Genomic DNA, 13809 nt, shown 5'->3' with positions numbered 1-13809 from the left:
ACTTAATCACAGATCTTACTTATACCGCCTTTTAGGCGATCTGCGTACTCTGGACTTGCTGGCCCGGCGTCTCACTGGCTTCACACTCCTCTTATGTCGGAGACGCTTCGCCCGCCGGCGCAGGACCATTTTTCTTTTATTCTTCCTGCCTCGCGGCTTATGGCGCCGTGCTTTAACGGACCGTCGTCTGACTTGTCGACTCACACCTGCTTGAAACCAGGCAGGGTGCTCGGTTATCCAGCGCGCAATCATTGCATTTAAGCGATTCGCATATATCTCAGGTCCAAACACGTTCTGAATCTGAAGCTGGTTGAGCTGACCCTGCAGCCTGCCATGATCAGGTTGATTCAGCAACAGCCTCACCTTCTCCGCCAGTGAAGCCGGGTTCTCCGGCACAGCTAGAAGCTCTTCGCATCCGACAGCGTCAGCAATTCGTGCAGTCCACCCGAGCCATAAGCTACCACTGGCTTCGCGTGCAGGAGTCCCTCCATCGCCGTCAGTCCAAAGCCCTCAAGCACAAGACTGGGAACCACAACAATATCGAGCGCGCAGTACACAGCTTCTATATTCTCTTGCGGTCCAGCGAACAAGAATCGATGCTGCGCTCCAGCGCTGCCGATCATGTCGCGGCACAGCTTCTCATACTCAAGGTTCAGCACACTACCAACAATCAGAAAGACCGCGCTAGGATACAGGTCCTTCAGCGATAGCGCCATGTTGATAAAGTGATGCACCCCCTTGGTCTCGATCAGGAAGGAGGAGATCATGCCGACTAACGGAGCGCCGCTGCCAACGCCCAATTTAGCGCGCATTTCATTCCGCAAAGCAGGCCATTCCTCCGGATGAAGATCGAGCGGGCTCCAGGAAGGAGGAAGAATCGTTATTTTACTCTGCCTGACCTCCATCGGAAAGCTCTGTACCGCGGTCTCAGAAATACCGATGAGCCAATCACTGTAACGATCGATGAGGTGTGTTGAGATTGACTCGCTTCCGTTGTCCATGATTCTCTCGGTCAATTGCCATACAACCGGAATGCCAAGACGTTTGCCTGCTGCAGCCGGCAAGAAATGAACACAAGTATTAACGAGAATGATCTGGGGAGCTTCTCTGGCAATCCATTTGAGAAGCGCCCTAAATGGTGACGAGGAGATGAGTCGATCGGCCTCGGCATGAAGGCCAGGGTGAGGAGTGTAGATATTGTGCAGTAATGGAATTCGATAAATCTTGACCGTCATGCCTCTCTGTCTGGCTAATATCGTCAGACGACCCTCATTCGGCGCAACGAGTACGCAATCGAAGTGAGGAGTCATCTGTTCGCAGAAGAACAGGAGCAGCTTCTCAGCACCTGTAATACTGAACTCGTTGGAGACATGCGAGAATATCAACAATTTTGGTTTAGAGGCCATCGGCATTATCCGCATCCACAGTAATTTTGGATTCTCGAGCAGTACCGGATGCGATCCACCTCCTTTTCACCCAGTTGGTACAATATATTACTAGGACAAAGTAACCGTAACGACGCTTGTTCCCTGAACATTCATCTATTTCTGCAACTTCCCTTCGTTACGGGAAAATGATGGACAGCATGGTGTCTAATCGATGAGCGTAGGTATGCTCTTGATGCGTTCTCTCCAGTGCACGGTGTGCCATGTCTTTTCTCAACTGGTCATTGGCCAGGTAGTATTCCACCTTTTCCAGCAACTCGTTAGGGGAGCGGTACGTGTCGATCTCAACACCAGGTGTGTAGAATCGAGCCAAATCGGCTCTTTCGTCACACAGCTGCAGCGTGCCGCACGCACAGATCTCGAACGTACGCGGGTTCGGAGAGACTGCAGGCAGATGCGCACTATTCTGGTTAATCGCGTCATCATCCACCGAACGATGCAGATTGATAATCATCTTGGCGCTGTTATAGACATCGGCCGTCTCGACAGGGCCCATCCACTTATTGATCTCGATGCGGTTGTTAAACTGGCTATAGCCCGGAAACCTCTCCCACCAATTGCCGTTGATGAAAGTCCTATGCGTCATCAGTTGATCCATGATCGCCTCGAAGAATTGGATCCGCTTCGGATAAGCCGTTCCAACAAAGCCGATATCGCGTTTGACCGCACCGGGCATCGCAATGGGAGAATAATGGCCAGGAAAGGCCGCGAAGGGAAGGTAATGAACCTGGGCACAGCCCATGTTCTGATAAAGAGCCACACAGTTCAGTTCCAGCGTGAACACATAATCATAATGCTGCACCCACCCCACGGTCATGTCCGAATAATACGGGTCATCCGTCATCCATACCGCCGTGCGGATGCCCATCGCCCGGATCGCATCCATCTGTTCTACTGGCAGATACATTCCATCCAGCACGAGTACGAGATCCGGTCTTGTACGGTTCGCCTCCGCAGCTACATCCTGATTCGCATCCGTTACCGTTACCTGAACCACCATGCTGTGGAGCGTACCGATAATAGCTTCATCAATCGGCGAATATGGGAAGCCTTTGCCGGAGCTAACAAACAGCACATTGAGATGACGTACGGGCGGTGTGTAGGTAACGCGGTTGACGATTCCGTGTGATTTCCCTCTGAAGTATCCTTCCTGGTATCCTTCATGCAACCCGGCATTTCTGCCCTGCAAATGAGCGTTTGGTCTTGATCCGGCGGACCGCCTTGGTCCGGGAGCCAAGCGATTTGGCATTTGTAATTGCCCCTCTCTTCAGATGATTTAGAATGGTATCAAGGATAAAAGCTCAGGCAGCCTGTGAGCATAAGTATGCCTTGTCATCGTTGTTCGTAATGCCTGCATTGCAATACTTCTGCGATGATCTTCCTCCATGAGGTAGTAAGAGATCTTCTGTTTCAACTCAGGAATCGAGCTGAACGTTTCGATGTCCACTCCCGGTGAATAGTAGCGGTATAAATCCTCTCGCACATCGGTAAGCTGTAAGGTGCCGCAAGCGTTAATCTCAAACGTGCGCGGATTAATGGAGCGTCCGGGCAGATTGAGCGTATTGCGGTTATCGTCTCCGTTCGTGATGGGCCGGTGCACATTGATGACGATCTTGGCCCCGTTGTAAAATTTCACCGTTTCCGAAGGCGGGATGAATCCGCTGTACACGAATGGCGATAGCTGTTTAAAACGGCGGAGCCGTTCCCAAAACCCGCCAATGATCCGCACCTTTTTGCCAACTAGAAACGGAGCAAGCTCATCGAACAAAGCCGTTCGATTCGTAAAGGCGTTGCCAATAAAACAAATATCTGACTTGTATTGCGGTCCAGCCATCGTAGGCATGAATAAATCAGGATGAACGCCAAGCGGAAAGTAATGAACATGCTTCACGCCCACGCTCTCATACAGTGGTACGCAGCTAAGCTCATGGGTAAACACCACATCGAAGTGCTGCGCAAGCTCCGGCGTCTCTTCCGTGAAATAAGGATCATCCACAAACCAAATAGCAGTCATATACCCCTGTTCTCGCAAGCGATCGACGGAAGTCCTGAAATCCGAGGGAAATACATGGAGACCATTCATCACGAGAATCAGATCGGGTTGGAACTGCTCGGCGGACGCCAGCAACTGCTCGGGACGGACCACGATGCATTCTCGGACCAACTGCGTCAGCGCCTTCGCCACACCTTCATCAATTGACTCGAATCCTTGCGGAACATAGAGTATCTTCCATTCAAAAAAAGGAAGCGCGGGAGGTTCAACATGATCCAGAAGTGCGCGGCATCCTCCCATGCGGTATCCTTCATCGTACCCGGCCCGGTAGCCTTTCTTCCGGCCCGCCAGTTTAGCCATACTCACCGTCTTCACCCGACTTTGTTATGGTATTTGCCAAGGTTCATATAACTATATGCCGAGCAGACGGATGCATCATGGACGACTGTCCCTTAGCACGGGAATTTGGCGTATGCCCTTCCTGTATCGCCCACTTTCAAGGAAAAAAGGACACAAAAATACCCTCACACGAAAGCCCGATCTCGTGTGAGGGCATTCTACCTTATTCATACACCCGCTGGGGGCGCTGGAGGTGCTGGCGGAGTCTGCCCGTCTTCATAGCCTTTGGCGAACCCTGCTTTAAACCCTTCATCATAGGATTGGTTATATCCTTGACTGTAGGCCTGAGACGATGCCGGATAGAACACGCGGCCACCTCTGCGCAAACTGTACCGTCTGCGAAGTCCACGGCGCTTTCGCAGGGCATAGCTTCCCAAGCTGCGTCGTTTACGACCTTGAACCAACTTATTACGTCTTACATAAGAAGTCACTTTCTTACTGCCGACAACACGCGTACTTCTAACCTTGCGTGCGGCTGATATTTTCAACTTCATTCGTTACCCTCCCGAATATGAAAATACGAATCGTGTCATGCTCTTGAGCTGGTTGCTTGATCCGAACCGGCTATGCGCCCAGCTGCCAACCAAGGTGCGGCTGGTACCCCACACTTCGTACGATGTAGCGGAATGCCTGCCAGCATCTCCGTCATGACCGACTGATAATCTGTCAACAGCCGAATGTTCTCTGCAAGCTGTTTAGCGGTCACATCCGAGTGGGCAGAAATATCCGCGATGTTGTGCAGAATCCCGGCCAACGCCTCCTGGCTTCTTGCAATCGAAGAGACCATCGCAACTCTGGCCACATGCTCCCGGTATGTGCGCGTAATCATCAGTCTGAATCTCCAAAATCAAATTCGTCAAATCCACCGCCAGCCGCTTGCCCATCAGTGCCGAGTGCCACTCTTAGATTGCGGCAAAGACCAGATCCGATCCGCGTCAGTCCCTCGATCTGCTCCACAATCTGGTCATGCATCGCCAATGTATCCTTGAATCCGTTCTGAGGAGACTGCTGCGAGAGCACCCATTGACGAACCTTCTCGGCTTCGACCGCCTTTCCCTCCAATATCAAGGAGGTTTCGCGTTGAATGACGACGGCTGCTTCCAACATGCGCATAAAAGACTCTTCTTTACTCACCTACATTCCCGCCTCTTCCTCCGGTACGATACCGGGTTATTCTTCCTCTTGACCCCTCAATTCCTTTAATACGATCTCCAGGCTGTCCGCTGCTGTCTGCTGTAGATCCGCCATGGCGTTCAAGTAGGATACGATACTGCGGTTTACTTGCGCTGTCTGCGCCCCTGATTTGGATCCTTCGCTTGCCTGAAGTTCATAATCCGGTAATCCATGTATAATTTGAGCCATGCGGACAGCAGCATGCCGCTGTGCTTCCAATATTCGGGCGAGCTGCTGCTGAGAATGCGAGAGATGGGCGATCATATCATTGATTTTGCTTTCCACTATAGGTCTCTCCTTCGTTCTTCGGTCTTCTCAGCATATGCTCCGACCCGAAACTGCGTGCCATGCCAGCTGCGAGTCGAAGCTATTACCTTGATGGAATGGAGATGAAATCGGATGCATCAATGCGGATGCGCTGTTCGGCGGGAATACGCTCCAACCACTGCTTCAGCGCCGTTTCCAAAGAAACCGCATGCTCATCAAGCTTTCCGGTCGAGGACCATAAACTGCGTCTAAATAAAACGGCATTTACCGACTCATTCGATAGTGGATCGTAAGTCTGCCCACTCGCAGACGATGGAGCTGTACTGATATAAACGACCTTAATCGCGGAATTAACTTCAAACTCCTGCCTCAGCTTATCCGGCCACGACTCCTGGTCAGGGAAATCGTTTATGAGCAAGAGCGTAAACTCGCCTTGAGAGATCGAAACGGCTTGATTGAGCAGGGCGCCGATTGAATCAGTGCGGTTTCCTTTGATATGCCGTACAGCTCCGCTACGATCATGGATATATTGCTTCGTGCTTGGAGTAGCCCCCGCATCGGCTACAAGAATCTCATAAGGATGTGATACCTGCTTCTCCAATTGGCGAATGATATGGATCGTTCTGTCAGCATGGGCCTGAACTGGGATTAAAAAGCTCGTTCCTTCAAAAACGCTGCCTCGATCTTCTTCACCCAATCTGAGGCCTAACGCATAGCCGGCTTCGTAGCCGGCTTGATATTGATTATTCTTACGTCCTTCCTGTCTCACAGAATGGAGCGAGGCAGGAAGCTTTCTTGTGCGATTCATGGCAATTCATCCTTCATATGCACCGCCGCCTCCTGCAATGATTCAAAGGTTCCGGCATCACACCACCATTGCTTCAAAATATCGTACCGTAATTTCCCGTCCGTCGCGTACAAATTGTTGACATCCGTAATCTCCAATTCTCCTCTGGCAGAAGGGCTGATCCGGCTGATGATATCAAATACGCTATGGTCATACATATATATTCCGGTGACCGCGTATTGGCTCCGGGGATTTGCAGGTTTCTCTTCAATGGATAACAATTTGCCGCTGCCATCCTCTGCAAAGACAGGAACTCCGTATCGATGTGGACGATCCGTCGGGCTGAGCAGAACCATCGCCATGCCGGAGGGCTCCTGCATGTAATGCTGGATAATTGGTTTCAGATCATCCTGGAATAGATTATCGCCCAGCAATACGATAAATCGCTCCCCAGGGGGAATGAAGCCCTTGGCAAGCTCCAGCGCCTCGGCGATACCACCGGCCTGCTCCTGCACTTTATACGTGAGATTGACACCGAAATGGCGACCGTTCTCCAGGTATTCCGCATACAGTCCAACTGATTTCGAGCCAGTGATCAATAGGATGTCGTCCACGCCGGCTTGACGCAGCTTGTGTATGCCATATGCAATCATCGGATGCTTGCCTACCGGAAGCAGATGCTTATTCATATATTTGGTTAACGGGAGCAGACGGGTGCCGTTACCTCCCGCCAATATTACACCTTTCATGATGCGTCACCCCTCTCAACGATGAACTGTAACGGGTCCACATTCCATTTTTCTACAAACCGTCTTCGGTTCCGCTCAATGAGCTCCTGAAATCCACCCGGGAACCGACTGCGGAAGCTGGCACTACCCTCATGGTGCACCAGAACGTTACCGGTTACCAACAACTTATAGCCTGCAAGCCGCGCACGATAGCAATAATCGTCATCCTCATAATGACCAGGGGAGAACGTCTCATCCAGCAGACCGATCTCATTCATAACCGTTCGTTTGAATAGGTAGCACAACCCGACGATTCGGTTTACCTCCTGCCATTGAGCCGGATTCGCGGTATTCCAGCGTTCCGCTTCCTGAATGTATGCCGTTCGATCGGCATACCCTACCTTCACTTGCTGAATGCCGCTGGCATAATTCGTCACAGGCCCGACAATGCCAATGTTGTCTGCGCTGTATAGCGCCTGATTCATATGAGTTAACCAGCGGGGCGAGACGAATACATCATTATTCAGAAGCAGTAGCTGTTCGCCTGAAGCCAGACGGAGACCATAATTGCAGGCGATGGGAAAACCCGTATTGACCGGTAATGAAACGAGCCGCAATTTCTCTCGTACACAATATTCTCCAGTACCGTCCTTCGAACCATTATCCACCACAATGATCTCGTAAGGCACCTCTGTATAGAGACGGATATGCTCGATGCAGGTGCGCAGCAAATGCAATCCGTTATAAGTCGGGATAATGATACTCGTTACTCCATTCATAGACTGTTCCTCCGTAAGGCTAGTTCGGCACGTGATACCTGTCCCCATTGAAGGCGTATGCCTAGAGACCTCATGGCGTCTCCCAATGCTTCAATATGATCGCCAATAATCAACCTTGCGACCGGATTGTCTCTGCCCCGGTTCGTCTTGCGGATACGATTGACGCGCAGGACGTTGACGGTATGAACCGCTTCGATTCTCAGCCCTCTCGAAATAGCGACGGATTGAGCTTTCGGAGGAACGGTCAGATTGGCATAACCCAACGTGTCAAGCGCGTGTCGCGTCAAAGCGTGCGGAACCGCGGTTAATGAATTGGCTCCCAGGTCGTCACGGCCTAACATCCGGTTGAGAAAAGTCTTGCAGCGAGTTACCTCATCTTGTCGACTGAATGGAGGCAACAGTGGCATGATATCGTTCAACACCACGTCCACTCCCTGATCCGCCGCAACCAGATAGGCACTCAATTGTTCTGCCGGAACCGGCATATCCCCGTCGATGAACAACACATGCTCTCCGGTACACATCTGCGCCCCTAAGGCTCTAGCTACATCATGTCCCAAGCGTTCCGGAACATGGATCACGATCACGCCCGGGAACGATCGTGCCACCGCGTAGCTCTGATCGGAACTTCCGTTCTCCACGACGATGATCTCGTGAAAGGGCAGGCGCCTTAACTCGCGCAGAACAGCCGGCAACACCGCTGCTTCATTACAAGCAGATACGATAACCGATGGCCGTCCGACCAACGGGGGCAACAAGGGGCCTGGAATACGCTGTCTTGATCCGCGTTCAAAGCCTCGCCGGAAAGCTTCAGCTGTACCTGGTAACACATAGAACCGCTGTGCCGCGGGAATGCCGCTCACAGACAGCCAGCTGCCGTAAGCCTGAGAAGCAGCCTTTCGAGCCCCTGTACTACGGCGCTTTCCCGCTTGGTATCCTGCCCTCATCGCTTGACGTTCCCAGCCGTTACCTTGCAGCAGCCGATATCTCCCCATATGCACTGCTCCTCTACGCGAACGAGGTCTCCGAGATTTCAGGGCGAATGAAGCTGTTTTTTTACGAACAGGCTTTTGCATGGTTTCACCTCACTACATCCCGTATTCGACCACCGTCATGATGTCCCCCGCGCGTTCCGCGTCTTTGGATCCATGTCTCGAGCGCTTCCAGATGATCCCCGATCACGAGCCATTCCAGTGGATCGCGGCCATGGCCGCGCGCAGGGTTCATCCGTCCCACCTCCACCCGGTGCACGGCCTCTACCCGCAGACCACGATCTATTGCTAACACATGCGCTTTCGGCGGTACCTGAAGGGCTTCCACCCCGATAACCTCAAGCGCCTGCCGACTCAAAGCATGTGGAACTGCCGTCATCGAGGCTCCGTGCAGATCTGGTCTGCCCAGCATGGAATTCAGCGTATATTTGGCTAGAATCACCCGATGCACCTCTGTACGTTCGATGGGACCGGTATGATCGTTCAGCGCCACGTCCACGCCCCGCTGGACAGCTTGCACATAGGGCCTAAGCTCATTGGCAGGTATCACCATATCACTATCCGTAAATAACAGCACACTGCCTTTAGCCGAACCTGCGCCCACACTTCGTCCCACATCGTGGCCGAGTGGCTCCGTATATGTCAGCACATGAGCCCCCATTCGCTCCGCGATGATAGCGGTCTGATCCTCGCATCCATTCGCTACGACAATCACCTCTGTCTCGGGATGGACGGCCCGAGCCTCGGCTATGACTGCGGCGATCCTGCCTTCCTCGTTCATCGCCGGAATAATGACCGATACAGCCGGAAATGGATGATTCTCTCGCGGTATATGTGGAGCCGAGGGACGATAGCCCGGGTGATTATACATACGGTTAACGCCCAGCGGCTCTTTCAGCGGACGTCTGGTCACCCGTTTATTCCGCCTTACCCGCCGTACTTTTCGCATATTTGCCCTCCTTCCGGTTGAAGGTTTCTTGACACCTTGGCAATCTATCCTATTGTATGTTTGCGCGTCCGTGCTGTAACGGCAGATGTACGGTTATCCGCTGTCCGCTGTGCAATATGTACGTATATACAAAAAAAGAACAGAGATCGATTCCTCGTTCCCTGTCCTTCGCCGTCATGTTATTGTCCACCAATAGCAATCCATGACAGATAACCTGCTGCACAGTTGCTGCCTTCGGGCCTTGTGATACCAACGATCCCTTGTAATTCGTTGCATGACCGAACCCCTGCATGAAATATGGGATCGCTGCAAGATACAACCATGACATACGAATGATCCATATACGGGGTCTGCAGCGGGACCGTAATGTCAATCATGCTCTCACCCTCCGGAAATACGAACGGCAAGATGCCAAACTGCTGCATTAACGGCCGATCCGTTATCCCTTGAACAGGTGTAAAGTTCAGATGTGCCAGATCCACCGATTGAGTGGCGATCTTGGAGGACGTGATCGATTCGGGAGATAGATGTATGCTGTAAACAGAATAATCTTCAATAGCTTGACTTCGCACGCTTCGATGCCGGAGGTGATTCGCTCCGATCGTATCTTCGGCCAGCTTATACTCCGACTCGCTTGATCCGTACCCGAATGTCCCGAAGAAGCCCCACGATAGACGGATGTTCTAAAACGGCCAGGATATCGCCGGAATGGCCTCCTCCCTCTTCCCCTGGTGATCCTTCTGGCTTTATTCACTGTCAGCTCTCTCCTCTGCTTCTATTAGATACACCATCGTATTCTGTAAAAGGGGCACATGCCACAGCCTATCATGACTTTGCCGCAATTCATTTTCAAATCGACTGCATGAAACGGAGCCAGCGCTCGGCCGTATGATCCCATCGGAATCGCTGCCGCACCGTTTCCCGGCCTGCCATGCCGATCCTGTGGCGCAAGCTCTCATTCTGAAGCAACTGAAGAATATGCTCGGCCAAGCCATGCGGGAGATCGTCATGCTGGATCAAATATCCGGTCACCCCATTCTCCACAATTTCCGGAATGCCGCCTGAGCTAGAGGCAATAACAGGCACACCGGCAGCCATCGCTTCTACATTCACGAGTCCAAAGGCTTCTCTTGACGAGGAGGGAACAGCCACCACCTCCGCAAGCGAGTACCAGTCCGCGATGGAGGGGTAAGGGACGAAGGGCTTGAATTGTATCCATCGTTGATAGGGCTTAGCCGCTTGTTTCAATTCGCGGACATAGGCGGTTTCCCGATCAGAGCCATATGCGGCACCTCCGATGATCAACAGGAGTACGTCCGGTTGTCTGTCTATGATGTGAGGGAGGGCTTGAATGAGATGGTGGACGCCCTTGTCTGGTATAAGCCTTCCCGCAAACAGAATGATCCGTCTCCCGCTCCAGCCATAGTCCGATAATCGTGCTTCCTTTAATGCCTTGGCTGCTGGACTAAAGGGGGGCGTAAAGTGCTCCAGGCTCACCCCCAGATGGTTGATCGTTATTTTGTCCGCTATATGCGGGTGCTTCTCTACGATGTGGTCTAACAGAAATCGGCTGTTCACAACGATACCGTCCATCCAACGAGCGATGTCGCCAAAACGCGGCTCGCTCATGTAAGGCGGGGAAATAAACGTGTTCGAGTGAAGAGTTAGTACGGCCTTGGCATCTAACAGATGCATTTTTAGCCGGTGGGCCAGTTGGGGACGGTTATGAATCTCGATAATATCAGGTCGCCATTTCTGAAGCCGGCGCAGCAGAGAAGGATAGTAGTTGGCGCCTGATGGCAGTCGGTAGCATGGAACGCCATTGATGCTGTCTTTGGACGGCAGGCCCCTTCCGAGAACGCCATAGATTCTTAGATCCATGGCCTGTTTAGCCAAGGGAACCGTCTGTTCGACGACCCGTTCCACTGAACTGCTCCTCCCCGAAGGAATAACAAAAGACCCCGGCGTCACAACCGCCACCTTCCGCATACTCATAACGCCACACCTTTCTCATATCTACTTGGGAGGAATCCATATTTTATCATATACCGGACAGCCGTCTAACGGTGACTGGTGCAAGGATTTTAAGAATAGGCCAATCACACGCGACACCCGTCCATCCGGGACAAACTTCCTTGTGCATACGATGGGGTACATAGACTATGGATCTTTGGCAGCAAGGAGGATAACCATGTACCCGGAATTTGTCGGCATTCTGCTCAACAACCATACGTATCGCAGAATTACCAGCAAGAGAATCGGTACCGAATCACTCGCTAACTATGAAGAGGCCGCTTCCATGTACGGGCTGATTCCTTGTTTTTTTACCATTCGTCATATTTCAGCGGATCTCCGCACCGTCAGTGGATACATTCCCAATTCAAACGGATCAAACGGGTATACACACGTTCATATCCCTATTCCGCGTGCCATTCATGTCAGGTCGATTTTTCAAAGGAGAGAGATCAACAGCTCATTGAAGAACTGATTCGGCGAGGGATTTATGTGTTCAACGGGCGTACCCGTTATGGCAAAGATGTGATTCATCATATGCTGAAGCAGGAAGCCCAGCTCGCGCAAGCTCTGCCTCATACGGAGAGAGCAACCCCTTCCACCATCCGCACCATGCTGCACCAGTACGGAGACTTGGTGCTTAAACCATGCAGCGGCAGCGTCGGAATCGGGATTATGCGGCTTCAGAACAGTGGGCAGCACCGAAATCAACTGACCTACTCCCGCTCCTCCCCTTCTGCCAGAGGCTGGAGGACGGTATCCTCTACGGCAGGGACGCTTCATCCAATCATTCGTCAGCGAATTCGACGCTCTTCCTTCCTGGCCCAAGAACGGATTCCGCTTGCGGAATACAGGGGACGCCCCTTCGATATCCGGGTGACGGTGCAGCGCGGCGGCAGCGGCCACTGGGAAATCGCCGGGATGTTCGCCAAGACTTCACCGCCCCAGACCTTCGTCTCCAATATCGCCCAGGGCGGATCAGCGTATGAAGTGCCGGATTTATTGTCCCGCTGCATGCCCGAAATGCCGATCGGCCTCACTCTGGAGCGAATCGCGGAATTTTCACAGCATATCGCCCGCGTGCTCTCGTTGTTTATACCTTATGCAGCTGACTTCGGGTTGGACATTGGAATCACGAATGAAGGCAAGTTGTATTTCATCGAATGCAATGGCTGCGACCAACGCTATGGCTTCCTCGAGGCCGGAATGCAAGACGCCTGGAAGAACAGTTACCGCAATCCCATGGCCTTCGCGCGCTACCTGTACGACAATAACGCCTGGCCCCCGTTTTGACAGGGAGGCAGGCGTTGTTGGGTTTTGTTATGTGATGATGCTTTGTTGGTTTGGGTAATTTGTTGGTCGCCAATACGGATCGACCAATTCATTTTGAAGGTAGGCGGCCAAAAGCTGCAAATATGCAGCTTTTCCTGCGCTAAACTTGCGTATTTCCACAAATTCCTGCGATTGTGCATCTTTTTCAAGAGAAACGGTCCAATTGGAGCTTTTTCCTTGGAAAAAGATGCACTTTAGCAGGCATTTCCTCATTTACGGCCTGATCCAGACTAAAAAGATGCACTTTAGCAGGCATTTCCTCATTTGTAGCCTGACCCAGACTAAAAAGATGCACTTTAGCAGGTTTTACCTCACTCGCCCCAATGTGATGTGCTAGCTTGCGGTTTGAGAGGTTGATTCTAGGTTACTTCGATCTGAATGGATGCAATCTGAAGTGTCCCCTGCTGAAAAGCCCCTCTTTAGTGGACAGCGATCACTCCATTGGCAGATACCGTGCAAGTGCGAGCCGAGAGTGAATCCGCTGGATCTGTTATGTTTCAACGAGGCTTAGGGGGCTCGAGATAACCGACGTCCAACCATTGTATTCGCGCTTTCCACTCATCCGCTAATGCGGCACCCGTGAGCTGAAATCTCCTCTGCTCGACTGGTCGCCATGGTAGAACAGCACATCCCCGTCCTGCAACGCAAAGCGATTCCCGTATGGTCGGTGTAGGAGCGATTGAACCCTTCCAGCTGCCACTGGTTCATCAGCGGGCCATGGATATATTGCAGATGCGGCCTGGCTGTATTCCCGTCGCGGATCGTCTCGATGTTGAAGTTAACGATGATGTAGCCGTCCTTCAGAAATATCGGTGCTTTCTCATCGAGGCGGTGACTTCGCCCATATCCGGCGACATCCGTCCCTTTCTTCACGACATACACGTCAGCTGGTAGGCTGTATTCGCCATACCAGCGCTGAACCGCAGCGTTTGCGCGCTCCGTATCGACCGTC

General features: G+C 52.1%; 17 protein-coding genes and 1 pseudogene. 2 read left to right on the top strand and 16 right to left on the bottom strand.

The window, feature by feature from the left end:
- Window positions 1-15: 15 nt before the first annotated feature.
- The 15 genes from JCM10914_RS30540 to JCM10914_RS15955 all read right to left on the bottom strand — a co-directional run bounded on the left by JCM10914_RS30540 (window position 16) and on the right by JCM10914_RS15955 (window position 11507).
- The gene (locus tag JCM10914_RS30540; protein ID WP_231638681.1) at window positions 16-396 is read right to left on the bottom strand and encodes a hypothetical protein; all 381 of its coding nucleotides are present in this window, start codon (window positions 394-396) and stop codon (window positions 16-18) included.
- A gap of 2 nt (window positions 397-398) precedes the next feature.
- A complete protein-coding gene (locus JCM10914_RS16020) occupies window positions 399-1406 on the bottom strand; it encodes a glycosyltransferase (protein WP_231638680.1) in 1008 nt (335 codons plus the stop codon).
- A 157-nt stretch (window positions 1407-1563) separates the two neighbouring features.
- Entirely contained in the window at window positions 1564-2694 is a 1131-nt protein-coding gene (locus JCM10914_RS16015; RefSeq protein WP_036718574.1) for a glycosyltransferase, read from the bottom strand.
- A gap of 27 nt (window positions 2695-2721) precedes the next feature.
- Window positions 2722-3798 carry a glycosyltransferase gene (locus JCM10914_RS16010; RefSeq protein ID WP_023962825.1) on the bottom strand — a complete coding sequence of 359 codons (1077 nt, stop codon included), beginning with the start codon at window positions 3796-3798 and terminating at the stop codon, window positions 2722-2724.
- Window positions 3799-4004: 206 nt separating this feature from the next.
- Complete coding sequence (locus JCM10914_RS16005; protein ID WP_036718567.1) at window positions 4005-4331, bottom strand: hypothetical protein; 327 nt, start codon at window positions 4329-4331, stop codon at window positions 4005-4007.
- 35 nt (window positions 4332-4366) lie between these two features.
- Window positions 4367-4666, bottom strand: coding sequence for a hypothetical protein (locus tag JCM10914_RS16000; RefSeq protein WP_023962823.1), 300 nt, complete (start codon window positions 4664-4666; stop codon window positions 4367-4369).
- Window positions 4666-4971: a hypothetical protein gene (locus JCM10914_RS15995; RefSeq protein WP_036718565.1), complete on the bottom strand. Its 306-nt coding sequence runs from the start codon at window positions 4969-4971 to the stop codon at window positions 4666-4668. The genes JCM10914_RS16000 and JCM10914_RS15995 overlap by 1 nt, the downstream gene beginning before the upstream one ends.
- Before the next feature lie 36 nt (window positions 4972-5007).
- Entirely contained in the window at window positions 5008-5295 is a 288-nt protein-coding gene (locus JCM10914_RS15990; RefSeq protein WP_023962819.1) for a hypothetical protein, read from the bottom strand.
- A gap of 85 nt (window positions 5296-5380) precedes the next feature.
- Window positions 5381-6085: a glycosyltransferase family 2 protein gene (locus tag JCM10914_RS15985; RefSeq protein WP_023962817.1), complete on the bottom strand. Its 705-nt coding sequence runs from the start codon at window positions 6083-6085 to the stop codon at window positions 5381-5383.
- Window positions 6082-6813 carry a sugar phosphate nucleotidyltransferase gene (locus JCM10914_RS15980; RefSeq protein WP_023962815.1) on the bottom strand — a complete coding sequence of 244 codons (732 nt, stop codon included), beginning with the start codon at window positions 6811-6813 and terminating at the stop codon, window positions 6082-6084. The genes JCM10914_RS15985 and JCM10914_RS15980 overlap by 4 nt, the downstream gene beginning before the upstream one ends.
- On the bottom strand, window positions 6810-7571 hold the full coding sequence (locus JCM10914_RS15975; protein WP_023962813.1) for a glycosyltransferase family 2 protein: 762 nt from the start codon (window positions 7569-7571) through the stop codon (window positions 6810-6812). The genes JCM10914_RS15980 and JCM10914_RS15975 overlap by 4 nt, the downstream gene beginning before the upstream one ends.
- A complete protein-coding gene (locus tag JCM10914_RS15970; protein WP_231638679.1) occupies window positions 7568-8566 on the bottom strand; it encodes a glycosyltransferase family 2 protein in 999 nt (332 codons plus the stop codon). Before JCM10914_RS15970 ends, JCM10914_RS15975 begins: the two co-directional genes overlap by 4 nt.
- A gap of 85 nt (window positions 8567-8651) precedes the next feature.
- Window positions 8652-9512, bottom strand: a complete 861-nt coding sequence (locus JCM10914_RS15965) for a glycosyltransferase (protein WP_023962809.1) — start codon at window positions 9510-9512, stop codon at window positions 8652-8654.
- A 179-nt stretch (window positions 9513-9691) separates the two neighbouring features.
- The gene (locus tag JCM10914_RS15960; RefSeq protein ID WP_231638678.1) at window positions 9692-10084 is read right to left on the bottom strand and encodes a WIAG-tail domain; all 393 of its coding nucleotides are present in this window, start codon (window positions 10082-10084) and stop codon (window positions 9692-9694) included.
- Between the two features lie 277 nt (window positions 10085-10361).
- Window positions 10362-11507 carry a glycosyltransferase family 4 protein gene (locus JCM10914_RS15955; RefSeq protein WP_036718561.1) on the bottom strand — a complete coding sequence of 382 codons (1146 nt, stop codon included), beginning with the start codon at window positions 11505-11507 and terminating at the stop codon, window positions 10362-10364.
- Window positions 11508-11703: 196 nt separating this feature from the next.
- Here JCM10914_RS15955 and JCM10914_RS30535 point away from each other — a divergent pair, with 196 nt between their 5' ends.
- A complete protein-coding gene (locus JCM10914_RS30535; protein WP_023962803.1) occupies window positions 11704-12000 on the top strand; it encodes a hypothetical protein in 297 nt (98 codons plus the stop codon).
- Between the two features lie 17 nt (window positions 12001-12017).
- Window positions 12018-12818 (top strand): YheC/YheD family protein, encoded by an 801-nt coding sequence (locus JCM10914_RS15950; protein ID WP_023962801.1) that lies wholly within the window; start codon window positions 12018-12020, stop codon window positions 12816-12818.
- A gap of 604 nt (window positions 12819-13422) precedes the next feature.
- Here the strand turns inward: JCM10914_RS15950 and JCM10914_RS29300 are convergent.
- A pseudogene (locus tag JCM10914_RS29300) lies at window positions 13423-13809 on the bottom strand (hypothetical protein); the annotation flags it as partial.

It is taken from the genome of Paenibacillus sp. JCM 10914 (assembly GCF_001315105.1).
In the GTDB taxonomy this organism is placed as follows: domain Bacteria; phylum Bacillota; class Bacilli; order Paenibacillales; family Paenibacillaceae; genus Paenibacillus_AQ.
This window is presented reverse-complemented; position numbering and strand designations above follow the sequence as displayed.